General features: G+C 71.1%; 23 protein-coding genes. 13 read left to right on the top strand and 10 right to left on the bottom strand.

Going from position 1 to position 24,915, the window contains the following annotated elements:
• Window positions 1–62 precede the first annotated feature (62 nt).
• Window positions 63–1,487 (bottom strand): dihydrolipoyl dehydrogenase family protein, encoded by a 1,425-nt coding sequence (locus OG707_RS38515; RefSeq protein WP_329126527.1) that lies wholly within the window; start codon window positions 1,485–1,487, stop codon window positions 63–65.
• Between the two features lie 115 nt (window positions 1,488–1,602).
• Here OG707_RS38515 and trxA point away from each other — a divergent pair, with 115 nt between their 5' ends.
• Window positions 1,603–1,983: a thioredoxin gene (gene trxA / locus OG707_RS38510; RefSeq protein WP_329126526.1), complete on the top strand. Its 381-nt coding sequence runs from the start codon at window positions 1,603–1,605 to the stop codon at window positions 1,981–1,983.
• A 2-nt stretch (window positions 1,984–1,985) separates the two neighbouring features.
• On the opposite strand, the gene OG707_RS38505 is transcribed toward trxA, so the two are convergent.
• Together OG707_RS38505 and OG707_RS38500 are read right to left on the bottom strand one after the other, a co-directional pair.
• A complete protein-coding gene (locus OG707_RS38505) occupies window positions 1,986–3,161 on the bottom strand; it encodes a 4-hydroxybenzoate 3-monooxygenase (protein ID WP_329126525.1) in 1,176 nt (391 codons plus the stop codon).
• A 25-nt stretch (window positions 3,162–3,186) separates the two neighbouring features.
• Entirely contained in the window at window positions 3,187–4,371 is a 1,185-nt protein-coding gene (locus OG707_RS38500) for a thiolase family protein (RefSeq protein WP_329126524.1), read from the bottom strand.
• Window positions 4,372–4,422: 51 nt separating this feature from the next.
• Between OG707_RS38500 and OG707_RS38495 the strand changes: the two genes are divergently transcribed.
• Window positions 4,423–5,931 carry an IclR family transcriptional regulator domain-containing protein gene (locus tag OG707_RS38495; RefSeq protein ID WP_329126523.1) on the top strand — a complete coding sequence of 503 codons (1,509 nt, stop codon included), beginning with the start codon at window positions 4,423–4,425 and terminating at the stop codon, window positions 5,929–5,931.
• A gap of 6 nt (window positions 5,932–5,937) precedes the next feature.
• Here the strand turns inward: OG707_RS38495 and OG707_RS38490 are convergent, their stop codons facing one another.
• Window positions 5,938–6,960 (bottom strand): LacI family DNA-binding transcriptional regulator, encoded by a 1,023-nt coding sequence (locus tag OG707_RS38490; RefSeq protein WP_329126522.1) that lies wholly within the window; start codon window positions 6,958–6,960, stop codon window positions 5,938–5,940.
• A gap of 48 nt (window positions 6,961–7,008) precedes the next feature.
• Here OG707_RS38490 and OG707_RS38485 point away from each other — a divergent pair, with 48 nt between their 5' ends.
• A complete protein-coding gene (locus tag OG707_RS38485) occupies window positions 7,009–7,227 on the top strand; it encodes a hypothetical protein (protein ID WP_329126521.1) in 219 nt (72 codons plus the stop codon).
• A gap of 123 nt (window positions 7,228–7,350) precedes the next feature.
• Window positions 7,351–8,820: a flotillin family protein gene (locus OG707_RS38480; protein WP_329126520.1), complete on the top strand. Its 1,470-nt coding sequence runs from the start codon at window positions 7,351–7,353 to the stop codon at window positions 8,818–8,820.
• A gap of 52 nt (window positions 8,821–8,872) precedes the next feature.
• Here the strand turns inward: OG707_RS38480 and OG707_RS38475 are convergent, their stop codons facing one another.
• A complete protein-coding gene (locus OG707_RS38475; RefSeq protein ID WP_329126519.1) occupies window positions 8,873–9,934 on the bottom strand; it encodes a glycosyl hydrolase family 18 protein in 1,062 nt (353 codons plus the stop codon).
• 71 nt (window positions 9,935–10,005) lie between these two features.
• Here OG707_RS38475 and OG707_RS38470 point away from each other — a divergent pair, with 71 nt between their 5' ends.
• Complete coding sequence (locus tag OG707_RS38470) at window positions 10,006–10,470, top strand: type II toxin-antitoxin system PemK/MazF family toxin (RefSeq protein WP_329126518.1); 465 nt, start codon at window positions 10,006–10,008, stop codon at window positions 10,468–10,470.
• Here OG707_RS38470 and OG707_RS38465 read toward each other — a convergent pair.
• Entirely contained in the window at window positions 10,455–11,288 is an 834-nt protein-coding gene (locus tag OG707_RS38465; RefSeq protein WP_329126517.1) for a TIGR02452 family protein, read from the bottom strand. The genes OG707_RS38470 and OG707_RS38465 overlap by 16 nt on opposite strands.
• 126 nt (window positions 11,289–11,414) lie before the next feature.
• Here OG707_RS38465 and egtA point away from each other — a divergent pair, with 126 nt between their 5' ends.
• Genes egtA through egtD form a run of 4 tightly spaced genes read left to right on the top strand, consistent with a single transcriptional unit; the run spans window position 11,415 to window position 15,680 of the window.
• On the top strand, window positions 11,415–12,662 hold the full coding sequence (gene egtA / locus OG707_RS38460; protein ID WP_329126516.1) for an ergothioneine biosynthesis glutamate--cysteine ligase EgtA: 1,248 nt from the start codon (window positions 11,415–11,417) through the stop codon (window positions 12,660–12,662).
• The gene (egtB, locus tag OG707_RS38455; protein WP_329126515.1) at window positions 12,614–13,957 is read left to right on the top strand and encodes an ergothioneine biosynthesis protein EgtB; all 1,344 of its coding nucleotides are present in this window, start codon (window positions 12,614–12,616) and stop codon (window positions 13,955–13,957) included. Before egtA ends, egtB begins: the two co-directional genes overlap by 49 nt.
• Window positions 13,957–14,709, top strand: coding sequence for an ergothioneine biosynthesis protein EgtC (gene egtC, locus OG707_RS38450; protein ID WP_329126514.1), 753 nt, complete (start codon window positions 13,957–13,959; stop codon window positions 14,707–14,709). Before egtB ends, egtC begins: the two co-directional genes overlap by 1 nt.
• The gene (gene egtD, locus OG707_RS38445; RefSeq protein WP_329126513.1) at window positions 14,709–15,680 is read left to right on the top strand and encodes an L-histidine N(alpha)-methyltransferase; all 972 of its coding nucleotides are present in this window, start codon (window positions 14,709–14,711) and stop codon (window positions 15,678–15,680) included. The genes egtC and egtD overlap by 1 nt, the downstream gene beginning before the upstream one ends.
• Here the strand turns inward: egtD and OG707_RS38440 are convergent.
• Complete coding sequence (locus tag OG707_RS38440) at window positions 15,655–16,917, bottom strand: extracellular solute-binding protein (RefSeq protein WP_329126512.1); 1,263 nt, start codon at window positions 16,915–16,917, stop codon at window positions 15,655–15,657. The genes egtD and OG707_RS38440 overlap by 26 nt on opposite strands.
• Before the next feature lie 203 nt (window positions 16,918–17,120).
• On the opposite strand from OG707_RS38440, the gene OG707_RS38435 reads away from it, so the two are divergent.
• Genes OG707_RS38435 through OG707_RS38425 form a run of 3 tightly spaced genes read left to right on the top strand, consistent with a single transcriptional unit; the run spans window position 17,121 to window position 20,760 of the window.
• Window positions 17,121–17,348 (top strand): dodecin, encoded by a 228-nt coding sequence (locus OG707_RS38435; RefSeq protein ID WP_329126511.1) that lies wholly within the window; start codon window positions 17,121–17,123, stop codon window positions 17,346–17,348.
• Between the two features lie 43 nt (window positions 17,349–17,391).
• On the top strand, window positions 17,392–18,393 hold the full coding sequence (locus OG707_RS38430) for an LLM class flavin-dependent oxidoreductase (protein WP_329126510.1): 1,002 nt from the start codon (window positions 17,392–17,394) through the stop codon (window positions 18,391–18,393).
• Between the two features lie 9 nt (window positions 18,394–18,402).
• A complete protein-coding gene (locus OG707_RS38425; protein WP_329126509.1) occupies window positions 18,403–20,760 on the top strand; it encodes an excinuclease ABC subunit UvrA in 2,358 nt (785 codons plus the stop codon).
• Here OG707_RS38425 and OG707_RS38420 read toward each other — a convergent pair.
• Window positions 20,720–21,274 (bottom strand): YceI family protein, encoded by a 555-nt coding sequence (locus OG707_RS38420; RefSeq protein ID WP_329126508.1) that lies wholly within the window; start codon window positions 21,272–21,274, stop codon window positions 20,720–20,722. The genes OG707_RS38425 and OG707_RS38420 overlap by 41 nt on opposite strands.
• A gap of 101 nt (window positions 21,275–21,375) precedes the next feature.
• On the opposite strand from OG707_RS38420, the gene OG707_RS38415 reads away from it, so the two are divergent.
• On the top strand, window positions 21,376–22,233 hold the full coding sequence (locus tag OG707_RS38415; RefSeq protein WP_329126507.1) for a helix-turn-helix domain-containing protein: 858 nt from the start codon (window positions 21,376–21,378) through the stop codon (window positions 22,231–22,233).
• Here the strand turns inward: OG707_RS38415 and OG707_RS38410 are convergent.
• Window positions 22,223–22,969, bottom strand: coding sequence for a succinate dehydrogenase/fumarate reductase iron-sulfur subunit (locus tag OG707_RS38410; RefSeq protein WP_329126506.1), 747 nt, complete (start codon window positions 22,967–22,969; stop codon window positions 22,223–22,225). The two genes, OG707_RS38415 and OG707_RS38410, sit on opposite strands and share 11 nt — an antisense overlap.
• Window positions 22,966–24,915 (bottom strand): fumarate reductase/succinate dehydrogenase flavoprotein subunit, encoded by a 1,950-nt coding sequence (locus OG707_RS38405; protein ID WP_329126505.1) that lies wholly within the window; start codon window positions 24,913–24,915, stop codon window positions 22,966–22,968. Before OG707_RS38405 ends, OG707_RS38410 begins: the two co-directional genes overlap by 4 nt.

The following is a 24,915-nucleotide window of genomic DNA, read 5'->3' as shown; positions in this document are numbered from 1 at the left end:
CGCACGGGGGAGCCGTGTGCCGATGGCAGCGCAACGGTGCTGTCGGGGCGGATCAGCCGTCTTCAGCCGCGGTACGTCTCCAGGAGGCGCAGCCAGACCTCACTGATCGTCGGGAACGCGGGGACGGCGTGCCACAGGCGGTCGATGGGCACCTCGCCCGCGACGGCCACGGTCGCCGAGTGCAGCAGTTCGCTGACGCCGGGGCCGGCGAAGGTGGCTCCGACGACGATCTCCCGGTCGAGGTCGACGATCATGCGGGCGTGGCCGCGGTAGCCGTCGGCGTACAGGCCCGCGCCGGAGACCGAGGAGAGGTCGTAGTCGACGGCCCGTACGCGGGTGCCCGCCGCTTCGGCCTCGGCGAGGGTACGGCCGACCGAGGCCACCTCGGGGTCGGTGAAGACGACCTGGGGGACGGCGGCGTGGTCGGCGGTCGCGGTGTGGGCGCCCCAGGGGTCCGACTCCAGGATCGGTACGTTCTGGGCCCTGGCCGCGATGGCCGCGCCCGCGATGCGCGCCTGGTACTTGCCCTGGTGGGTCAGGAGCGCCCGGTGGTTGACGTCGCCGACCGCGTACAGCCAGGTGGAGCCGTCGACGCGGCAGCTGTCGTCGACGGGCAGCCAGGCGCTGGGCTCCAAGCCCACCGTGTCCAGGCCGATGTCGTCGGTACGGGGGGCGCGGCCGGTGGCGAAGAGGATCTCGTCGGCGGTGATGCTCTCCCCGCCGTCGAGGGAGACGGTGATTCCCTCGGCGCCGCGTTCGACCGCGGTGACCGAGACATGGGTGCGGACGTCCGCGCCGGCCTCGGTGAGGGCTTCGGCGACGAGGCGGCCGGCGAAGGCCTCCATCCTGGGGAGCAGACCGTCTCCCCGTACCAGCAGGGTCACTTGGGAGCCGAGAGCCTGCCAGACGGTGGCCATTTCCACGCCCACCACTCCCCCGCCGACGATGACCAGCCGCTCCGGCGCCTGCTGCGCGCTGGTGGCCTCGCGGCTGGTCCACGGCCTGACGTCGTCCAGTCCCGGCAGATCGGGGAGCACGGCACGGCTGCCGGTGGCGACGACCACGGCGTGGCGGGCGGCCAGGACGTGGTGCTCGCCGTCGGGGCTGGTCACGGCGATCTTCTTCGTGCCGTAGAGACGGCCGTGGCCGCGGTAGAGGTCGGCGCCGATGGAGTCGAGCCAGCCGACCTGGCCGTCGTCCTTCCAGTGCGAGGCGTAGTAGTCGCGGTGGGCGAGGACGGCCTGGGCGTCGAGCGGACCCTGCACCGACTGGCGCAGTCCGGGGACGCGGCGGGCGTCTGCGCGGGCGATCACCGGGCGCAGCAGGGCCTTGCTGGGAATGCAGGCCCAGTACGAGCACTCGCCGCCCACCAGCTCGCTCTCCACGACCGCCGTGCTCAGGCCGGCCGCCCTCGCCCGGTCCGCCACGTTCTCGCCCACCGGACCGGCCCCGAGGACCACCACGTCGTACTCCGTCGCTTCAGTCATGGGCCCAGTCTGGTGCCGGGTGTACGCCGTGGCCACAGGGGCAGGCGGAATACGACAGCACACAGCACGGTTGACCGGGGCAGCAGCACCGGGAAGCCCAGGAAAGGGGCACAGCATGAGCACCGTCGAGCTCACCAAGGACAATTTCGACGACGTCGTGACCGACAACGACTTCGTCCTCATCGACTTCTGGGCGTCGTGGTGCGGTCCGTGCCGACAGTTCGCCCCGGTCTACGAAGGTGCCTCGGAGCGCCACCCGGACCTCGTCTTCGCGAAGGTCGACACCGAGGCGCAGCAGGAGCTGGCCGCGGCGTTCGACATCCGTTCGATCCCCACGCTGATGATCGTCCGTGACAACGTCGCGGTCTTCGCCCAGCCCGGCGCCCTGCCCGAGGTGGCGCTGGAGGATGTCATCGGCCAGGCCCGGAATCTGGACATGGACGAGGTCCGCAAGTCGGTCGAGGAGCAGAAGGCCCAGCAGTCCCAGCAGGACTGAGGTCAGTCGAGCGGCAGCCCCGTGTAGTTGGCGGCGAGTTCGGCCGCTGCTGTCCTGGAGTCCGCGATGCGGTGCAGGCGTGCGAGCTGCACACGGTGGTCGAAGGCGTTCTCGTCCGGCCCCGTGTGCAGCATCGTCGTCATCTCGTACGAGAAGCGCGTCGCCTGCCAGACCCGGCGCAGGCAGTCGTCGGAGTACGAGTCGAGGAGTGACGCCGATCCGGTGCGTCGCAGATGGGCGAAGGCGCGGGCCAGGATCCGTACGTCGGAGACGGCCAGGTTGAGGCCCTTGGCGCCGGTGGGCGGGACGATGTGTGCGGCGTCGCCCGCCAGGAGGATGCGGCCGTACCGCATGGGTTCGGTGACGTGACTCCGCATGGGGGTCACGGACTTGGCGGTGATCGGGCCGCGCTCCAGGTGCCAGTCCCCGTCGACGGCGAACCGGGCGTCGAGCTCGTCCCAGATGCGGTCGTCCGGCCAGTCGGCGGGGTCGGTGCCGTTGGGTACCTGCAGGTAGAGGCGCGAGACGGTGGGGCTGCGCAGGGAGTGCAGGGCGAAGCCGCGCTCGCCGCGTGCGTAGATCAACTCGTCGCAGGAGGGCGGGACATCCGCGAGGATCCCGAGCCAGGAGTAGGGGTAGGCGCGTTCGTACGTACGCCGGACGGCCTCCGGGATCGCGGCGCGCGCGATGCCGTGGAAGCCGTCGCACCCGATGACGTACTCGCACTCCAGCGTCTGCTCGCGCCCGCCGTGGGTGAAGCGGATGACGGGGTGATCGCTCTCCGGCTTCTCCACGGCGATTGCCTGCGCCTCGAAGAACAGCGGTGGTCCTTCGGCGAGTTGGAGCGCGACGAGGTCCTTGACCACCTCGGTCTGCGCGTACACCATCACCTTCCGGCCGCCGGTCAGGCCGGGGAAGTCGATGCGGTGGCGCTGCCGGTCGAAGCGCAGCTCGATCCCCTCGTGGACCAGCCCTTCGGCGTCCATGCGATCGCCCGCGCCACACGCACGCAGCGCGTCGACCGTGCCCTGTTCGAGGATCCCGGCGCGCTGGCGCTGCTCGACGTACTCCCGGGTCCGGTTCTCCAGCACGACACAGTCGATGCCTTCGCCGTGGAGGAGTCTGGCGAGCAGCAGCCCGGCCGGTCCGCCTCCGATGATTCCTACTGTCGTGCGCACCTGCGGGGCTCCTTATTCAGCTTCTTCAGCGTTCGAGTACGAGAGCGAGGCCCTGACCGACCCCGATGCAGAGCGCGGCGAGGCCCGTTCCGGAGCCCGCTGCGGCGAGTTGGTGTGCGACCGAACCGGCGAGGCGCGCACCCGAGGCGCCGAGCGGGTGGCCGATCGCGATGGCGCCGCCGCGCGGATTGACGACGGCGGGGTCGAGTCCCGGCCACTCGGCGAGGCAGCCGAGCGACTGGGCGGCGAAGGCCTCGTTGAGTTCGAAGGTGGTGAGGTCGGCGAAGGACTTGCCCGCCTTGGCAAGGGCCTTCTGGACGGCCTCGACCGGGCCGAGGCCGAAGAGCTGCGGTTCGACGCCGGTCACCGCGGAGGCGCGGATCCGGGCGAGGGGCTCGCGCCCGGTGGCCCGCAGCCCCTCCTCGTCGACCAGGAGCAGGGCCGCAGCGCCGTCGTTGAGCGGGGAGGCGTTGCCCGCGGTGACCGAACCGGTCTTGCGGAAGGCGGGCTTGAGTTTGGCGAGGGCTTCCATGGTCGAGCCGGGCCTGATGCATTCGTCGCGCAGCAGATCCACACCGTCGTACGGGACGACCTCGCCGTCGTAGAGGCCCGCGTCCCAGGCCGCCGCCGCCTTGGTGTGGCTGGCGAGGGCGAAGGCGTCCTGCTGTTCGCGGGTGATCCCGTGCTTGTCGGCGATCAGTTCGGCACCCTCTCCCAGGGGAGTCGTCCACTCCTCGGGCATGCGCGGGTTGGTCATCCGCCAGCCGAGCGTCGTCGAGTACATCTGCTGATGCCCTGCGGGGAAGGCGCGTTCGGGCTTCTGGACGACCCAGGGAGCGCGGGACATCGACTCGACGCCGCCCGCGATCGCGACCGAGGCGTCGCCGACGGCGATGGCGCGGGCCGCCTGGATGACGGCTTCGAGGCCCGAGCCGCAGAGCCGGTTGACGGTGACGCCGGGCACGGAGACGGGGAGTCCGGCGAGGAGCACCGCCATACGGGCCACGTCGCGGTTGTCCTCGCCCGCGCCGTTGGCGTCGCCGAAGTACACGTCGTCGATGCGGGACGGGTCGAGGTCGGGAGCGCGGTCGACGAGCGCCTTGACCACGTGGGCGGCGAGGTCGTCGGGGCGTACGGAGGAGAGCGCGCCCCCGAACTTTCCGATCGGGGTGCGGACCGCGTCGACCACGTACACGTCTCGGATGCTCATCAATTCTCTCCCACGCCACCATGTGTTCGCCTGGTGAACTATCGTTCAGTCATGACCTCGCCCGAGTCTCTGCCCGATGCGACCGACTGTCAACGGGTCGGCCCCCTGGAACGCGGCCTCGCCGTCCTGCGCGTGCTCTGCGCACCGGACGCCGACCGGCTGCGCCACAGTGATCTCGTACGGGCCACGGGCCTGGCCCGCTCCACCGTCGACCGTGTCGTCGCCACGCTGGAGCGACTGGACCTGGTGCGTGTCGACGGCCGCGAGGTGTCGATCGCGCCCCGGCTGATGGAGGTGTCCGGCGCCTATCTGCGGGCCTGCGGGATCCCGGCGGCGCTCGGCCCACTGACGGAGCGTCTGGCCGACGAGCTCGACGAGTCGGTGTCGGTCGCGGTGCCCGACGGCGAGGACGGGGTGCGATTCGTCCTGCAGACCAGACGGCGGCGGACGATGGCGGTCTCGTTCCGTATCGGCGACCTGCTGCCGGCCGGACGGTGCGCTCCCGGCGCGCTGTTCGCGGCCCCCTGGAGCGAGGAGCAGTGGGCGGGCGACGACCAGCTCATCGAGCCGGGCCTGATCGCGGTGGCGCTGCCGGTACGCGGCCGGGCCGGGCGGACGGTGTGCGCGGTGAGCGTGGTCAGCCACACGAGCCGGCACACCCTTCAGTCGCTCAAGGAGGCGGTGCTGCCGAGGCTGCGCGAGGTACGGACCGAGCTCGAGGCCGCGCTGGCCGCGCCCCGGACGGAGGCCGCGCCCGCAGCCGCGGTGGACCTGACCCTGGCCGTCAAGCGCGAGGTCGGCCCGGGGTTCCTCCAGTCGCTGGCGCGCGGGCTCGCGGTGCTCGTCGCGCTCGGCGGCGACCGGGGTGAGGGGATGACGCTCAGCGGGCTCGCGGAGGCGACCGGGCTGGCCCGGGCGACCGTACGGCGCTCACTGCTCACCCTGGAGCAGCTGGGCCAAGTGGCGTGCGAAGGGCGGCAGTTCAGGCTCGCACCTCGCGTCCTGGAACTGGGCTGCGCACGGCTCTCCGAGCTGACGCTGCCCGAGATCGCCGGGCCGCATCTGACCGCCCTGGTGGGGCGGGTGCACGAGTCGGCCTCGCTGGTGGTGCTCGACGGCACCGACATCCGCTACGTGGCCCGCGTCCCCACGGTGCGGATCATGAGCGTCAGCATCACGGTGGGGACGCGCTTCCCCGCGTACGCGACCTCGATGGGGCGGGTGCTGCTCGCAGGACTCGCCCCCGGGGAGCGGCCCGAACTGCCGGACGTGCTGCCCGCGCTCACCCGGCACACGGTGACCTCGCCCCAGGAGCTCGACAGCATCGTCGACCGGGTGGCCGCCGACGGCTTCGCGCTGGTCGACGAGGAGCTGGAGGAGGGGCTCCGGTCGCTCGCCGTCCCGGTGCGCGACGCCCGGGGCCGGGTCGTCGCCGCGCTCAACGTCGCCCAGCACGCAGGGCGCGGGACGGCCGAGGAGGCGCGGAACGCGCTCCTGCCCGCCCTGCGGGAGGCGGCGGAGCTCATCGAGGCGGATCTGCGGGCGCTGCGGTCCTACTGAGCCGGCCTAGGTCGACTCGCGGGCGATGGTCCTGGCGATCATCAGATCGTGCCGTTCGGGTTCGCCGTCGGGATTGCGGACCACACGCTCCACGAGGTCGGCGAGATGCTGACCGGTGGCCATGTCGAGCTGGACGGTGGAGAGCCGGGGGCGCAGCAGTCGCCCGAGCATCAGGTCGTCGGCGCCCATCACCGCGCACTCGCCGGGTACGTCGAGGCCCTCGTCCTGGAGCGCGCGCATCAGGAGCATCGCGTATTCGTCGTTGTACGCGAAGACCGCGTCGAGGCCGAGCGTTCGCCAGCGTCCGGCGAGGGCGGCGGCCGACGCCTCCTCGTAGGAGAGCGCCAGCGGCACGACCGTGCCCCCGCCTCCCTCGACGGCGGCCCGCACCCCGTCGAGGCGCGGCTGGGAGAACATCTCGAGCCCCGGCTCCTCCGGGATCACCACGCCGATCCGGCGGTGGCCGCGCTCCAGTAGATGGGTCCCCGCGTGCAGGCCGACCTGGCTGTGGTCCATCGCCAGCGCATGCGCCCCGGCGACCGGCTCCGGCGCGAGCGTGATGACCGCCTTCGCGCCGGAGCGGCGCAGCAGCTGGATACCGGTGGGGGTGAGCTGGGGGCCGCCGAGGGCGATCACCGCGACGGGGCGCAGCTCCGCCCAGGCGCGGGCGGCCTCGTCGGGGCCCATGCCGAGGCTGCCGTACTGCACGACCGTGTAGTCGAGGCGGCGCAGCGCCCACTGGAACTCGTTGAAGAAGCGGCTGTAGAGCGGGCCGACGGGGACGGCGGCCGCGGGCAGCAGCACCATCCGGCTGCTGCCGGAGCGCAGGCTGCGGGCGGCGGCGTGCGGGACGTATCCGAGTTCGTCGGCGGCCTCGCGGACCCTGAGGCGGGTGGCCTCGCTGATCCGTACGGCGGAGGTGCTGTTCAGTACGTAGGAGACGGTGGCCCGCGAGACACCGGCCAGGCGTGCGACATCGGCGCTGGTCGGGACGGGTCGCTCGGCTGAGGTGTGCGGTATTTGGCTCATCGGATTCCGTATCTTTCCAGACTCCGGCGCTCCCCTTACGCTCCACCCATGGACGATGCGTCGATGGTGGGGCTGACCGGGCGGGTGACGGGCACGATCGGTCCCGGTCTGGTTGGTGAGGTGATCGTCCGGGTCCGGGGCGGGGCCGAGCATTTTCTTGCGTACCCGGTGGACACGGGCGAGCGGATCGAGTCCGGAACGGTCGTCACGATCGTCGAATATCTGGCGCCGCGGACGGTCTATGTCGCCTCCGCGTACGGAAGTTGAGCGTCCCGTACGCAGTTCGTATCAAGAACGCGACAAGGAATCGTCAGCGTCTTCTCGGTGGTCTTGCGCAGGCGCACACTCCTCTCCAGTCGGTGCCGTCAGGGCACCGCGTGAAGGGGGCGTATGCCGATGGTCATCGGCGTTGCGGCGGGTGTGGTGCTCGCTGCCATCATCGTTCTGATCTGTCTCTTCAAGCTCATGTGGCGGGTCGCGGAGCCCAATGAGGCACTCGTCATCTCCGGTTCCAAGCACAAGACCGAAGGCCTCGAAGAAGGCATGGGCTTCCGCATCGTCACCGGGCGCGGCACTCTCGTGCTGCCCGGTGTGCAGGCGGTCAGGAAGATGTCGCTCGATCTCAACGAGACCGAGCTGCTCGTGGACTGTGTCACGCACCAGGGCATTCCGCTGAAGGTGCGCGGCGTGGTCATTTTCAAGGTCGGCGACGACTTCGTGTCGATCGCGAACGCGGCCCGGCGCTTCCTCGACCAGCAGAAGCTGATGTCGGAGCGGGTCCACAACGTGTTCGCCGGGCACCTGCGGTCCATCGTGGGCGGGCTGACGGTCGAGGACATGATCCGCGACCGGGAGAAGCTCACCGGGCAGACGCGTGCCGCGTGCGGTACGGAGATGGAGAAGCTGGGTCTGATCGTGGACTCGCTGCAGATCCATGAGATCGAGGACCCGACCGGGTACATGAAGAACCTGGCGATGCCGCACGCGGCAGCCGTGCAGCGGGACGCGCGCATCGCCCAGGCTCAGGCCAATCTGCAGGCGACCGAGGCCGAACAGGCCGCGTTCGCCAGGATGTCGGAGGCGACCAGGGACAGCGAGATCCTGCAGGCCGGTTATCAGGCGGAACGCGACAAGGCCGCCGCTTCCTCGCGTCAGGCGGGTCCGCTCGCCGACGCGGCGGCGCGCCAGGAGGTCGTGGTCCAGGAGACCAGGGTCGCCGAGCTGGAGGCGCACCGCAGGGAGCAGCAGCTCCAGGCGGACGTACGCAAACCGGCCGATGCGGCGGCGTACGAGCGGCGGACCAGCGCGGAGGCCGAGCGCGATGCCCGCATCTCGGCGGCCGAGGCCAAGGCGAAGGAGACGGAGCTCGCCGCGTTCGCCGAGGCGAACCGGGTCAAGTCTGCGGCCGCCGCCGAAGCCGAGGCGACCAAGGCGCGGGCGTCGGCCACCCGGGCGACCGGTGAGGCGGAGGCCGCGGCGACGCAGGCGCGCGGTCTGGCGGAAGCGGAGTCGGCGAAGGCGAAGGGACTGGCCGAGGCCGAATCGATCAAGGCGCGGGCGGAGGCCCTGGCGCAGAACCAGGAGGCCGTGGTCGCCCAGCAGCTGGCCGAGAACTGGCCGGAGATCGTCCGGGCGGGCGCCGAGGCCTTCGGCAATGTCGAGCACATGATCCTGCTGAACGGCGCGGACGGGATGGCGGACATGTTCGCCAAGGCGCTGACCATGGGCGGTACGGGTCTCGGCCTGGCCCGCCAGCTGCTCGCGACGATGAACTCCGGGGAGGCTCCGACGGCACATCTCAACGGCGCCGCCACTCCCCCGCCGCGCAGCGAGAAGATCACGGTCCAGGGCGACAAGTAGCCCTGCCCGTAGGCGTGTTGCCACCGCCCGGTCCGGGCGGTGGCAACACGCCTCAGCCCCTGGCAAGGACCTTCCAGAGGGCCGGATCCTCGAAATTCAGCGCCCACAGGCCCGTGTTGGCGACTCCGTACTTGCGCAGTGCGGGCAGATGGCCCGCCACTCCCCGGGCGTCCTGGTACCAGACCGTCCGCTTCACCTTCCCCTGCTTGTACGTGAAGTGCGGGGTGCGGGACGCCGGGTCGAGCCGGTAGGGCGCGTGCTTCTTGCGGCGCAGCGCCTCCGCCTCCTTCCAGGTGACGTGCTTGGCCCTGCCCTTTCCGTCGGCGCGCCAGTCCCAGCCGTACGCGGGAAGCGCCATCTCGATCTTCCGGCGCGGGATCAGTGCCGTGGCCCGCCGCAGGATCTCCTCGTACCAGCGCTCTCCGGAGAGCGGACCCGACGGCCCGCCCTCCCAGTGGAGGTTGTACGCCATGATCCGCACCCGGTCGGCCGCCCGGCCGATCACCGGGTAGTTCCAGATGCGGCCCGTGGCGGCGGTCTGCGGGGAGACGGTGATGATGCACTGCTTGTGCCGGGCGTGCAGGGCCTTGCAGAGGGCGGTCACGAACGACGCGTAACCGGCGCGGACCGTGCGGTACTTCGCGGTGGGGGTCGGTGCGATGGTCTCGTAGTCGATGTCGATGCCGTCGTAGCCGCGGGTGCGCGCGAGGGCGGCCAGCGCGCGGATGTGGGTGGCGCGCTTCGCCGGGCTGGTGAGGATCGCGGCGAGGACGCCGGGGCCGAGCGTCTCCATGACGGTCGGCACGACCTTGATGCCGGCACGGTGCAGCCCGTCGACGATACGGCGGTCCCCCGCCCCCGGGTGGCCGTCGATGCGGGCCGCAGACTTGGCCTGGTACCAGAAGGGGCTGACGGTGTGCAGTTGGCGCGCGTGCCGCAGCGCGTCGCGGTAGGCGCCCTCCTGGTCCCAGTACGGGAGCCAGGCGGAGACGGTGCGGTGAGTCGCTGCGGAGGCCGCGGGGGCGGGCGCCGGTTCGGGGGCCGGGTCCGGCGGACAGGCGGCCGCGACCAGCGAGGCGGAGGCGGCGAACAGGGCGAGACGCGATATGACCATGGACCGAGCCTGGTGCCCGATCGGCGCGCCCGCTCTGCGGAGTAGTCCGTACAGGTCCTAACGTGGCCCGTGTGACGACCTCTCTGAATGACAACGAGACCGACCAGTCCGACCTGCCCGGCGCGACCGGACCGACCGCCACGACCGAGGCCGACCCCCACGGCATCGGGACCGTCCACACGTCCTACGCCCCGGACCGCAACGGCGATCCCGACCCGGGCGAGATCGTGTGGACCTGGGTGCCGTACGAGGAGAACGACGGCCGCGGCAAGGACCGCCCGGTGCTCGTGGTGGCCCGTGAGGAAGCGGGCACGCTGCTGGCCGTCCGCCTCTCCAGCAAGCGCCACGACCTCGACCGCGAGTGGATCGCGATCGGGTCGGGCGGCTGGGACGACGCGGGCCGCGAGTCCTGGGTGGATCTGGACCGGGTGCTGCGGGTGCACGAGGACGGGATGCGGCGCGAGGCCTGCGCGCTCGACCGGCCCCGCTTCGACTCCGTCGTCGAGCGGCTGATGGAGCGCTACGGCTGGGACTGACCGGCGAACGCGTCGGCGAACGCGGCCCGGGTGGCCGATGCGGGATCACGGTCGAGTACGGCGAAGACGACCTGCTCGAAGTGTCCGCCGAACCGGCCCGCCCCCGTGAGGTGGGCGTGGAACGCCCCCGCCACCCGGGCCGGTTCGTTGCGGAAGACCCCGCACCCCCAGGCGCCGAGCACCAGGCGCCGGTAGCCGCAGGCGACCGCGGTCTCCAGGACGCGTTCGGCCCGTACGGCCAGGGCGTGCGGGATCCGGTGGGCGTCCTCGGGTGAACGGGCCCTGATCACACCGGCGTTGGGCGCGGGCGATGTGAGAAAGCCCACGGAGAACGGCTCGGGGAGCAGTGCGCCGCGGTCGTCCCTGAAGACCGGGACCTGTGGCGAGTGGATGACGCGGTCGGTGTAGAACGGGCTGCGGTCGGCCCGGTGGTGGGCGTAGAACTCCGGCGCGCGCAGCAGGGTCGTGTAGAGGGCCGAGGACCGGCAGAGCGCTTCCTCCTGCGCCTGGGCGCCGTTGAGGTAGCCGCCGCCCGGGTTGCGCGCGGAGGCGAAGTTGAGGATGGCGACGGCGCCGGGCCGCTCGCCGGTCATCCGGGCGGCAGCTTCGATGCTGCTCTCCCCCGTGACCTCGAACTCCGTGCGGGCATCGGCGCGTTCGGCTGCGGGGACAGGATCGGGTCCGTACATCCGCACCCCGGTGAGCGCAGCCTCCAGGGCGTCGGCGATGGACACCTCCCGGCCTTGCGGCGAGCGGTAGGAACCAGCCTCGACGATCTTCTCCGTCTCCTTCGCGATGCCCCGCAGTCGTGCACTCATAAGCCGCATCATGAACGGCCAACGAACGTCTCCGCAACGGAATTTGTTCCCCGGAAACGCACTCTTGTGCGAACGCGCCGCAGTGGCTTAGGTGGGACGGAACACCTCGGAAGGAGGCAACCGATCATGACCGTACAACCGCTCAGCGAGTCCGCAGCGGAGGACTTACTGCGATGTATCTGCTTCAAGACCGGGCCGCCCCGCACGCTCGGCGTCGAGCTCGAATGGCTCGTCCACGACCTGCGCGATCCCCGGCTCCCCCTCTCCACCGGCCGGCGTGAAGCGGCGTACGGCGCACTGCGCGCCCTGCCCCTCGCCTCGGCTCTCACCTTCGAACCCGGCGGCCAGCTGGAGCTCAGCTCGCTCCCCGCCGCATCCCTGACGGAGCTCATCGACTCCGTCTCCGCGGACCTCGACGCCGTACGCGGCTCGCTGCGGACCGCGGGTCTCACCCTCACCGGCAACGGCCAGGAACCCTGGCGCACACGGGACAGAGTGCTGCGCGCGCCGCGGTACGACGCCATGGAGACCTACTTCGACCGGCACGGCACAGCGGGCCGCGCCATGATGCGCGGCTCGGCCTCCGTCCAGGTCAACCTGGACGCGGGGCACGAGGAGCCGGGACCGCTGGGGCACGGCAGACGGTGGCAGCTCGCGCATCTGCTGGGTGCGGTGCTGGTGGCCGCCTTCGCCAACTCGCCCCGCTCCGACGGCCGTTCGACCGGCTGGCGCTCCACCCGGCAGGCCCTGTGGGCCGACCTCGATCCGCTCCGCTCGCTCGCGCCGGCCGCACAGCGTGAGCCGCGGGCGGCCTGGACCGAGCAGGCGCTCGACACCCCGGTGATGTGCATCCGCCGGGACGAGGGCCCCTGGCAGGTGCCGACGGATCTGACCTTCCGCGGCTGGCTCCGGGGCGGCGGTCCGCGGCCGCCGACGCGGGCCGACCTCGACTACCACCTGACCACCCTCTTCCCGCCGGTACGGCCGCGGGGCCACCTCGAGCTGCGCATGATCGACGCCCAGCCGGGCGAGGACGGCTGGATCGTGCCGCTCGCCGTCACGGCGGCGCTCTTCGACGATCCGGCGGCGGCCGAGACGGTGTACCGGGCGGTGAAGCCCCTTGCGGAGACGGCCGGTTCGCTTCCCGCCCCGCGGAATCCGCTGTGGCGCAATGCCGCGCGGCGCGGCCTGGCCGACCCGGAGCTGCATGCCGCTGCCGCCGTCTGCTTCGCCACTGCCCTGGAGGCACTTCCCCGGCTCGGCGCCTCGACCGCCGTCCGCGACGCGGTGGCCGAATTCGCCGCCCGCTATGTCGTACGCGGCCGATGTCCCGCCGACGACCAGCCGCACGAGACGAAGGACCTGACCCTGTGACCGACCCGGAGCTCCTCAGACAGCGTGCGCTCGACGCGCTCACCACCGCACGCGACCGTACCGCCCTGCTCACCTCCTGCATCGACGACCGTGAACTGACCTCCCAGCACTCGCCGTTGATGTCGCCGCTGGTCTGGGACCTGGCGCACATCGGCAACCAGGAGGAGCAGTGGCTGCTGCGGGCCGTCGCCGGGCGCGACGCGATCCGCCCCGAGATCGACTCGATCTACGACGCCTTCGAGCACCCGCGCGCCGCACGCCCCTCCCTGCCCCTCCTCGCACCCGCCGAGGCCCGCCGCTATGCCGCGGACGTACGGGGCCGGGTCCTCGACGTACTGGAGAAGATCCCGCTGCACGGCCGGCCCCTTCTCGACGCGGCCTTCGCCTTCGGGATGATCGCCCAGCACGAACAGCAGCACGACGAAACGATGCTGATCACCCATCAGCTGCGGTCGGGACCCGCTGCCCTCACCGCGCCCGAGCCGCCGCGCGCCGACACGACGGGCCTGCGGGACGAAGTCCTCGTCCCCGGCGGGCCGTTCACCATGGGCACCTCGACCGAGCCCTGGGCGCTGGACAACGAGCGGCCCGCGCACCGCAGGGACGTGGCGGCCTTCCACATCGACACGGCGCCGGTCACGTGCGGCGCGTATCTGCGCTTCATGGAGGACGGCGGGTACGAGCAGCAGCGCTGGTGGGCGGAGCCCGGCTGGGAGCAGATCAGGACCCATGGCATCCGCGCACCCCTGTTCTGGCATCAGGACGGCGGCCAGTGGCTGCGCCGCCGCTTCGGGGTGGTGGAGGCCGTACCGCTCGACGAGCCGGTGCTGCATGTGAGCTGGTACGAGGCCGACGCCTATGCCCGCTGGGCGGGGCGGCGGCTGCCCTCCGAGGCGGAGTGGGAGAAGGCGGCCCGCCACGACCCCGTGTCCGGGCGCTCACGGCGCTACCCGTGGGGCGACGAGGACCCGACCGCGGAGCGCGCCAATCTGGGCCAGCACCATCTGCGGCCCGCGCCCGCGGGAAGTTATCCGGCCGGTGAATCGCCGCACGGCGTACGGCAGTTGACGGGCGACGTGTGGGAGTGGACGTCCAGCGACTTCCTGCCGTACCCGGGATTCGCCGCCTTCCCGTACCGCGAGTACTCCGAGGTGTTCTTCGGCAGTGACCACAAGGTGCTGCGCGGGGGGTCGTTCGCCGTGGACGAGGTGGCCTGCCGGGGCACCTTCCGCAACTGGGACCTGCCCGTACGGCGGCAGATCTTCTCCGGGTTCCGTACGGCGAGGGATGCCTGATGTGCCGTCATCTCGCCTACCTGGGCCCGTCGTTGCCGCTGGACGATGTGCTGGTGAAGCCACTGCATGCGCTGTACCGGCAGTCCTGGGCGCCCAGACTCCAGCAGCACGGCACCGTCAACGCCGACGGTTTCGGCGTCGGCTGGTACGCCGAGGAGGATCCGGTGCCCGCCCGCTACCGGCGCGCGGGCCCCATCTGGGCCGACCAGTCCTTCACCGATCTCGCCCGGGTGGTCCGCACCACGGCCCTGCTCGGCGCCGTCCGTGATGCCACCGAGGCGGGCGCCGACGGGGAGGCCGCGGTCGCACCCTTCGCCGCCGGGCCCTGGCTGTTCAGCCACAACGGCGCGGTCAGGGGCTGGCCCGGCACACTGGCGCCGCTCGCCGAGGGCCTCCCGGCGGCCGAACTGCTCTCGCTCCAGGCGCGCTGCGACTCCGCGCTGGTCTGGGCGCTGGTCCTGCACCGGCTGCGGGACGGCGACGAGATGGGCCAGGCCCTCGCGGACACGGTCACCGAGGTGGCCGAGGCGGCACCCGGATCGCGCCTCAACCTCCTGCTGACGGACGGCGAGGCGGTCTGCGCGACCGCCTGGGGCGACACGCTCTGGTATCTCGCCGAGCCGGGCCGCCGCACGGTGGTCGCCTCCGAACCGTACGACGACTCACCGCACTGGCAGCAGGTGCCCGACCGCACCCTGCTCGCCGCCACCCGCACCGACGTTCTTCTCACGCCGCTCAAGGAGCCCGCCTAGTGCCCCCGTTCCAGCTCACCCGCACCCTGCCCGAGGACGCCACCGGCGCCGCACTGCGCGCCGATGTCCTCGGCGGACTGACCTCCGTACCGAAGACACTGCCTCCCAAGTGGTTCTACGACGCGCGCGGCAGCGAACTCTTCGAGGACATCACCGTTCTCCCCGAGTACTACCCGACCCGCGCCGAGCGCGAGATCCTCCTCGTACGCGCCGGGGAGATCGCGGCGGCGACGGGAGCCCGCACCCTGGTCGAGCTGGGTTCGGGCTCGTCGGACAAGACCCGCCATCTGCTGGACGCGCTGCCGGACCTGCACAGCTACATCCCGGTCGACGTCAGCGAGAGCGCCCTGACAGCTGCGGCCGAGGTGCTCCTCGCCGAACGGCCCGGGCTCACGGTGCACGCGCTGATCGCCGACTTCACCCGCTCGATCGCCCTCCCTCAGGCTCCCGGGCCCCGTCTGGTGGCGTTCCTGGGCGGCACGGTCGGCAATCTGCTCCCCGCCGAGCGCGCCGTCTTCCTGAGGTCGGTGCGCGCCCTGCTCGAACCCGGCGACAGTCTGCTGCTCGGCACGGACCTGGTGAAGGACGAGGACGTGCTGGTCGCCGCGTACGACGACGCGGCCGGGGTGACGGCCGAGTTCAACAAGAACGTCCTGACCGTCATCGACCGCGAGCTCGGTGCGGACTTCGACGCGTCCGACTTCGACCATGTCGCCCGCTGGGACCGGGACAACGAGTGGATCGAAATGCGGCTGCGCGCCCGCACCGCGCTCACGGTGAAGATTCCCGAACTGGACCTGGTGGTGCAGTTCGAGAAGGGAGAGGAGCTGCGCACCGAGGTGTCGGCGAAATTCCGGCAGGACGGGGTGAGCGCCGAACTGGCCGCAGCCGGTCTTGAGCTGCGGCAGTGGTGGACGGACTCCGAGGGGCGGTTCGCCCTGTCCCTCAGTAGTCCGCCAGCAGGTCGGTGATGCGTGCCGACGCCTTCTTCGCGGCCTTCTCGGGGTCCCCGCCGATGAGGACCTCCGTCATATAGGTCTTGATGGGGTTGGCGGCCTCGACCGCCGCCCAGTGGGGCGAGTTGGGGGTGGCGCGGCCGTGCGCGGCGGCCGCGGCCATCGCCGCCGCGCCCGGGTCGTCGGCGAGGACCCGGGCCAGGGTCGTCTTGTTCGGTACGTAACTCATGGTCTGCGCCAGGTCGGTCTGCCACTTCTCGCCGGCGAGCGCCTCGACCACCTTCACGCCTGCGTCGCCCTCCGGGGCCTTCTCGGGGACGACGAGGTCGGAGCCGCCGATGAAGACGGCGCCCGGCTTGCCCGCGTGTTTGCCGGGGATGGGGAAGTAGCCGAGTCTTCCCTTCATCTCGGGGTTGAGCTGCTCGATCGACTTCGCCGTGCCGGGGGTGGCGATCAGCTGGGCGACGTCGCCCTTGGCGAAGACCTTGTACTGGAAGGGGTGTGCCTCGTCGGCGCTCTTGGGGCCCCGGCCGAGCGCCTGGAGCTGCTTGTAGAACTCCATGCCCTTGAGTGCGGCCTTGCTGTTCAGGGCCCCGACCCAGTTGCCGCCCGAGCCCTCGGCGAGCTGGCCGCCCTCCTCCCAGATGAAGCCGGAGAGGGTGTACCAGTCCTGGCCGGCCAGGTAAATGCCCTGCTGCTGCCCGGTGTTGAGCCTGGCCGTGTCCTCCAGCCACTCCTCGCGGGTCCTCGGCGGGTGCTTGATCCCGGCGTCGGCGAAGAGCTGCTTGTCGTAGATGACCACACGGTTGGCCGCGTACCACGGGACGCCGTACTGCGCGCCGTCGATGGATCCGGGGTCGGCGAGACCGGGGAGCCAGTCCTGGCTGTGGAGGTCGCGCATCGACTCCAGCGTGAGGTCGCGCAGCCCCTTGCTGTCCGCGTACTGGGCGACCTGGGTGTTGCCGACCTCGATCACGTCGGGCACCCCCTTGCCGTCCTTGCTCTTCAGCGCCGCGGTGACCTTGTCGCCGATGCCGGCCCATTCCTGGATGCGGATGTCGAGCTTGATGTCCCCGTGCTCGGCCTCGTACGACTTCTTGAAGCGCTGCACGAAGTCGTTGGTGGCACTGTCCTTCATCAGCCAGACGGTGACCGTCTTGGTTCCGCTGCTGTTGCCGGGGAGATAGCCGCAGCCGGCGAGGGCGGCGGAGGACACGAGAGCTATGCAGCCCGCGATGTAGCGGTTCTTCACGGAGGTCACCTCTGTCGTACGGGCACGGCAGTACATGACCCGACGTGGGGGAAGCGCGAATGGCTTGTTCGGGTGTGTGGATGGATTTTGGTCTGTACCAATGCGTAGGTCAAGGGGTTACCGAGCGTTGTAACGCCCGATCTCTCGCGCACCGCGCCGCGCTGGGGCACCGTGGAGTGACACGACGAAAGGAGTGCGACCCCATGTCGGACCACACCTACCGGGTCACGGAGATCGTCGGCACCTCGCACGAAGGCATCGACCAGGCCGTACGCAACGGCATCCACCGCGCCTCGCAGACTCTGCGCAACCTCGACTGGTTCGAGATCACCCAGGTGCGCGGCCACATCGTGGACGGCGAGGTCGAGCACTACCAGGTGGGCCTGAAGGTCGGTTTCCGTCTTGATGACGGCGACGGAGCCGCGGGCTGACCCGCCCGGGGAATGCGGGCGCCTCGATGACGTTGAACCCTGTGTGAGCACCGTGATCGCAGGCACCCGCTTCTCCGTACTGGACCGCTCGCGCACCCGCGAGGGGCACCCGGCCCCGCAGGCGCTGCGCGACACCGTGGCCTTCGCCCAGGAGGCGGAGGCGCTCGGGTACCACCGCTTCTGGGTTTCCGAGCACCACAGCGTGCCCGGTGTCGCCGGCTCGGCGCCCACGGTGCTGGTCGCCGCCGTGGCCGCCGCGACCTCCACGATCCGGGTCGGCACGGGCGGCGTCATGCTGCCCAACCACCAACCCCTCGTCGTGGCCGAGCAGTTCGGGGTCCTGGAGTCCCTCTTCCCCGGCCGCATCGACATGGGCCTGGGCCGCTCCGTGGGGTTCACCGACGGGATACGCAAGGCGCTCGGCCGGGACAAGGGCGACGCCAGCGACTTCTCCGCGCAGCTCGCCGAACTGCTCGGCTACTTCACCGGGGACCAGACCGCCCACCCCCAGGTCCACGCCCGCCCCGCGGAGGGGCTGCGGATCCCGGCGTTCGTCCTGGCCACCGGCGCGGGCGCCCAGGTGGCCGCCGAGGCCGGGCTGCCGCTGGTGATCGCAGCCGTACGGGGCGAGGACGCGATGCTGCGCGCGATCGACGGCTACCGGGACGCCTTCCGGCCCTCGGCGTGGGGCGAGAGCCCGTACGTCGTCCTCTCCGGGACCGTGGCCGTCGCACAGACCACGGAGGAGGCCCGGCGGATCCTGCTGCCGGAGGCCTGGTCCACGGCGTATTCGCGTACGCACGGGGAGTTTCCGCCGCTGATGTCTGCCGAGACCGTGCTCGCCACCTCGATGACCGACCGCGAGCGCACCCTCTTCGACGAGGCCCTGCGCGGGCAGCTGCACGGCACCGAGGAGGAGGTCACGGACGGCCTGGAGAAGATCATCGGCCGTAGTGGCGCGGACGAGTACCTGGTCACGACCAGCACCTTCGACCGGGGTGCGCTGCTGGACTCCTATCGGCGCCTCGCGCGGATCACGGCCTAGAATTCCGGTATGCAAAGCCCTCACGACTCGTTCGTCCGTGTCCGTGGCGCCCGCGAGCACAATCTGCGCGGCGTCGACGTGGACATCCCGCGCGACGCGTTGGTCGTCTTCACGGGGGTCTCGGGCTCCGGCAAGTCCTCGCTCGCCTTCGGCACCGTCTACGCGGAGGCCCAACGCCGCTACTTCGAGTCGGTCGCCCCGTACGCACGCCGACTGATCCACCAGGTCGGGGCGCCGAAGGTCTCCGAGATCAGCGGTCTGCCGCCCGCGGTCTCCCTGGAGCAGCGCCGCTCGGCGCCCAGCTCGCGTTCCTCGGTCGGCACGGTCACCACGCTCTCCAACTCGCTGCGGATGCTCTTCTCTCGTGCGGGCGACTATCCGGCGGGCGCCGAGCGCCTCGACTCGGATGCCTTCTCGCCGAACACGGCGGCCGGAGCCTGCCCCGAGTGCCACGGCCTGGGCCGCGTCCACCGCACCACCGAGGAGCTGCTCGTCCCCGACCCCGCGCTGTCTATCCGCGAGGGCGCGATCGCCGCGTGGCCGGGCGCCTGGCAGGGGAAGAACCTCCGCGACGTACTGGACACCCTCGGGTACGACGTCGACCGGCCGTGGCGGGACCTCGACCAGCAGGACCGCGACTGGATCCTGTTCACCGACGCGCAGCCCGTCGTCACGGTGGAACCGGTACGGGAGGCGGGACGCATCCAACGCCCGTACCAGGGCACGTACATGAGCGCCCGCCGCTACGTCCTGCACACCTTCTCCGACTCCAAGAGCCAGACGCTGCGCGCCAAGGCCGAGCGTTTCCTCACCAGCGACCGCTGCCCGGTGTGCGGGGGCAGCAGGCTGCGCCCCGAAGCCCTCTCCGTCACGTTCGCGGGCCGTACGATCGCCGGGCTCGCGGCGCTGCCGCTCTCCGCGCTCGCCACGGTCCTGGGCGCGGAGCAGAGCGACGAGACGGCCCGCGTGCTGACCACCGACCTCCTGGCGCGCATCGAGGTCGTCACCGAACTGGGCCTGGGCTACCTCAGCCTGGACCGCACCACCCCGACGCTGTCCTCCGGCGAGCTGCAGCGGCTGCGGCTGGCCACTCAGCTGCGCTCGGGGCTCTTCGGCGTCGTGTACGTCCTGGACGAGCCGTCGGCGGGGCTCCACCCGGCCGACACCGAGGCGCTGTTGGTGGTGCTGGACCGGCTCAGGGCCTCCGGCAACTCGGTCTTCGTCGTCGAGCACCATCTGGATGTCGTACGGCGTGCGGACTGGCTGGTCGACGTGGGACCGCTGGCGGGCGAGCACGGCGGCCTTGTCCTGCACAGCGGTCCGCCCGCCGAACTGGCCGGGGTGACGGAGTCGGTGACCCGCCGCTTCCTCTTCGAGGAGGGACCGCGAGCCGTCCGTACGGTGCGCACCCCGTCGCATTGGCTCAAGCTCGGCCCGCTCACCCGGCACAACCTCGACGGGCTCACAGCGGAGATCCCGCTCGGCACCCTCACCGCGGTCACCGGTGTCTCCGGCTCGGGGAAGTCCACGCTCGTCGGCGAGATCACCGAGGAACTGCCGGGCGTGGAACGGCTGGTGAGGGTCGATCAGAAACCGATTGGCCGTACACCCCGGTCCAATCTCGCCACGTACACCGGTCTCTTCGACGTCGTGCGGAAACTGTTCACCGCCACCGACGAGGCGAAGGCGCGCGGCTACAAGGCGGGCCGGTTCTCCTTCAACGTGCCCGGCGGCCGCTGCGAGACCTGCCAGGGCGAGGGGTTCGTCTCGGTGGAGCTCCTCTTCCTGCCGAGCACGTACGCACCCTGCCCCGACTGCCACGGGGCGCGCTACAACCCACAGACACTGGAGATCACCCATCAGGGGCTGAACATCGCCGGGGTCCTGGACCTGACCGTCGAGGCCGCGGCCGCGTTCTTCGCCGACTCCCCCGCCGCCGTACGCAGCCTGCGCGCCCTGCTCGACGTGGGTCTGGGCTATCTGCGGCTGGGGCAGCCCGCGACGGAGCTGTCCGGGGGCGAGGCACAGCGCATCAAGCTGGCCTCCGAGCTCCAGCGCACCCGGCGCGGCCACACCCTGTACGTACTCGACGAGCCGACGACCGGACTGCATCCGGCCGATGTCGAGGTGCTGATGCGGCAGTTGCACGGGCTGGTGGACGCCGGGCACTCGGTGGTCGTCGTCGAGCACGACATGGCCGTGGTCGCGGACGCCGACTGGGTGATCGACCTCGGTCCCGGCGGCGGCGACGAGGGCGGAAGGATCGTCGCCGCCGGTACGCCGGCCGAAGTGGCCGGCGCCCCCGGGAGCCGCACCGCGCCCTATCTCATGCGGGTGACAGGAACTGCGCGTCCAGCTGGATCTTGACGACGTCGCCGAGCAGGGCGTCCGCCGCACCGAAGTTGAGGCCGAAGTCGCTGCGCCGGATCTCGCTCTTGGCCTCGAACCCGGCGTGCTTGCGGTTGTCGGCGAAGTCGACGGCGCCGCCGAACTCGACCTCGAAGGTGACGGACTTGGTGACCTCACCGATGGTCAAGTCCCCCTCCAATACCCACTCTTCACCCTTGCCGGACGCCTTGGTGGAGCGGAACGTCATGGTGGGCCGGCTCGCGACGTCGAGCAGCTCCGCGGAGCGGACGTGCTCGTCGCGCTGCGGGTTCCCGGTGTCGATCGAGGCAAGGGCGACGGTCGCGGTGATGGAGCTCCCCTCGATCGTCTCGCCGACGACGAGTTCCGCGTCGACCTGACCGAAGTGGCCGCGGACCTTGGAGATGCCGAGGTGGCGAATGGTGAAGCCCACCTCGGAGTGGTTGGTGTCGATCTCCCAGCGGCCGGCGGCCAGCGGGAGCGGGGACGTCTGGGTACCTGCTTCTGAAGTCATGGACCCACCCTGCTCAGTGTGCGCCGATCGAGGAAGGCCCGGCTGAGACTGGTAGTGGCAGGGCCACGATCCGCGGAGGGGTGCACAGGTACCATCTGCCGGTGAGCGACAACGAGTTGGGGACCTTCCTGCGTTCGTGCCGCGAGTCCGTGACGCCTTCGGAGGTGGGTCTCCCCGAGGGAGCGCGCCGCCGCACTCCCGGTCTGCGGCGGTCCGAACTCGCGACGCTCGCGGGGATCAGCGTCGAGTACCTCGCACGCCTCGAACAGGGACGTGACCGGCATCCGTCCACCCAGGTCATGTCGGCGCTCGCCGACGCGCTGCGGCTGTCGTCCGACGCCCGGGTGCGCCTGCGGCATCTGCTCAAGAACGCGGAGAGCGGTTCTCTGCTCTGCCCCAGCGCCGAGTCCCCGGTGCGTTCGGTGCGTCCCACCGTGCAGGCGCTGCTCGACCGGCTGGAGCCCGCGCCGGCCGTCGTACTCAACCGCCTGAGCGAGGTGGTCGCGTACACCGGCGGCTACGAGCGTCTCGCGGGCCCCCTCGGCATGCTGGACGGCCGCCCGCCCAGCCTGATCCGGTACATGTTCACCCACCCCAAGGCCCGGGACGCCTACCCGGACTGGGACCAGGTCGCGAGCGCGCACGCCACCGGGCTGCGGTTCGAGATCGACCGCAACGACCAGTACGCGCTGGAACTCGTCAACGAACTCACCGTCACCGCGGGGCAGGCGTTCACCGCACGGCTCGAGGGGCAGCCGCTGATGCCCACCAGGACCGGGGTCGAGCGCCTGGTGCACCCCGAGGCCGGCGAGCTGAGGCTCGCGTACGAGACCCTCGAACTCGCCGGACCCGACGGTCAGCGCCTGGTCGTCCATCTCCCCGCGGACGAGGCGACGTCCGCGGCGCTGGACCGGCTCGGCGGGCGCCGCCCCGGCGCGCTGCGCGCGGTCAGCGGCTGACCTTGCGGGTGGCGCGCAGCCACTCCTTGTTCATCGCGGCGATCGACGGCAACGGGATGCCCTTGGGGCAGGCGGTGGCGCACTCGCCGGTGAGCGTGCAGCCGCCGAAGCCCTCTTCGTCCATCTGCGCGACCATGTCCAGGACGCGGGTCTCGCGTTCGGGTGCGCCCTGCGGCAGCACATTGAGGTGGTTGATCTTCGCCGAGGTGAAGAGCATCGCCGAACCGTTGGGGCAGGCCGCCACGCACGCCCCGCAACCGATGCACTCGGCGTGCTCGAAGGCGAAGTCGGCGTCCGGCTTGGGGACCGGCGTGGAGTGCGCCTCGGGGGCGGCGCCGGTCGGGGCGGAGATGTAGCCGCCCGACTGGATGATCCGGTCGAAGGCCGAGCGGTCGACGACCAGGTCCTTGACGACCGGGAAGGCGGAGGCCCGCCAGGGCTCGACGTCGATCGTGTCGCCGTCGGAGAAGGAGCGCATGTGGAGCTGGCAGGTGGTGGTGCGTTCGGGGCCGTGGGCGTCGCCGTTGATGACCAACGAGCAGGCCCCGCAGATGCCTTCGCGGCAGTCATGGTCGAAGGCGACGGGTTCGTCTCCCTTGAGGGTGAGCTCCTCGTTGAGGGTGTCGAGCATCTCCAGGAAGGACATGTCCTGGGAGATGTCGTCGACTTCGTAGGTGGTCATCGCGCCGGGGGCGTCGGCGTTCTTCTGGCGCCAGACGCGCAGGGTGAGCTTCATGCGTAGCTCCGCTGGGTGGGGTGGACGTACTCGAAGACAAGGTCTTCCTTGTGCAGGACGGGGGCGACGCCGGTGGCGGTGAACTCCCACGCGGCCGCGTAGCTGAACTCCTCGTCCCTGCGGGCGGCTTCGCCGTCGGGGGTCTGGGACTCCTCGCGGAAGTGGCCGCCGCAGGATTCGGCGCGGTGCAGGGCGTCGAGGCACATGAGCTCGGCGAGCTCCAGGTAGTCGACGATGCGGTTGGCGCGCTCCAGCGACTGGTTGAACTCCTCGCCGACGCCCGGGACTTTGATGCGGCGCCAGAACTCGTCGCGGATCTGCGGGAGGCGGTCGAGTGCCTTGCGCAGCCCCTCCTCGGTGCGGGCCATTCCGCAGTACTCCCACATCAGTTCGCCGATTTCGCGGTGGAAGGAGTCGGGGGTGCGGTCCCCGTCGACGGCGAGGAGGCGCTCCAGGCGTTCCTGGATGGCGGTGACGGTCTCGGTGACCGCGGGGTGCGCTGTGTCGATCTCGTCGTGGTGCGGGTTGCGGGCGAGGTAGTCGTTGATGGTGGAGGGGAGGACGAAGTAGCCGTCGGCGAGGCCCTGCATCAGGGCGGAGGCGCCGAGCCTGTTGGCTCCGTGGTCGGAGAAGTTGGCCTCGCCGATGGCGAAGAGGCCGGGGATCGTGGTCTGGAGGTCGTAGTCGACCCAGAGTCCGCCCATCGTGTAGTGCACGGCGGGATAGATCCGCATGGGGGTCTCGTACGGGTCCTCGGCGGTGATCCGCGCGTACATGTCGAAGAGGTTGCCGTACTTCTCCTCGACGGCCTTGCGGCCCATGCGTCCGATGGCGTCGGCGAAGTCGAGGTAGACGCCCTGGCCGCCGGGGCCCACGCCCCTGCCCTCGTCGCAGACGTTCTTGGCGGCGCGCGAGGCGATGTCACGGGGCACGAGGTTGCCGAAGGAGGGGTAGATGCGCTCCAGGTAGTAGTCGCGCTCGTCCTCGGGGATCTCGCCCGCGGGGCGGGTGTCGCCCTGGGCCTTGGGCACCCAGATGCGGCCGTCGTTACGGAGGGACTCGCTCATCAGCGTCAGCTTGGACTGGTGGTCGCCGGTGCGCGGGATGCAGGTGGGGTGGATCTGGGTGAAGCAGGGGTTGGCGAAGTGGGCGCCGCGCCGGTGGGCGCGCCAGATCGCGGTGGCGTTGGAGTTCATGGCGTTGGTCGACAGGTAGAAGACGTTGCCGTAGCCGCCGCTGGCGAGCACCACCGCGTCCGCGAAATAAGTGTCGATCTTCCCGGTGATCAGGTCGCGGGCGACGATTCCGCGGGCCTTGCCGTCGATGACGATCAGGTCGAGCATCTCGGTGCGCGGGTGCATCTCGACGGTGCCGGCGGCGATCTGCCGTGACAGCGCCTGGTAGGCGCCGAGGAGGAGTTGCTGGCCCGTCTGCCCGCGTGCGTAGAACGTGCGCGAGACCTGGACGCCGCCGAAGGAGCGGGTGTCGAGGAGGCCGCCGTACTCGCGGGCGAAGGGCACGCCCTGGGCGACGCACTGGTCGATGATCTCGACGGAGATCTGGGCGAGCCGGTGGACGTTGGACTCGCGGGCCCTGAAGTCGCCGCCCTTGACGGTGTCGTAGAAGAGGCGGTGGATGGAGTCGCCGTCGTTGCGGTAGTTCTTCGCGGCGTTGATGCCGCCCTGGGCGGCGATCGAGTGGGCGCGGCGCGGGGAGTCCTGGTAGCAGAACTGGACGACGTGGTAGCCCTGTTCGGCGAGGGTGGCGCCCGCGGCGCCGCCGGCCAGGCCCGTGCCGACGACGATGACGGTGTGCTTGCGGCGGTTGGCCGGGTTGACCAGCTTGGCCTCGAAGCGGCGGGTGTCCCAGCGCTCGGCGACCGGCCCTTGCGGGGCCTTGGTGTCGGCCACCGGCGCACCGGTGGCGTACTGCGTGTACTCGCTCAT

This window comes from Streptomyces sp. NBC_01465, assembly GCF_036227325.1.
Classification (GTDB): domain Bacteria; phylum Actinomycetota; class Actinomycetes; order Streptomycetales; family Streptomycetaceae; genus Streptomyces.
The sequence above is the reverse complement of the archived record's forward strand: the minus strand, read 5'-3'. Positions and strand labels throughout refer to the sequence as shown.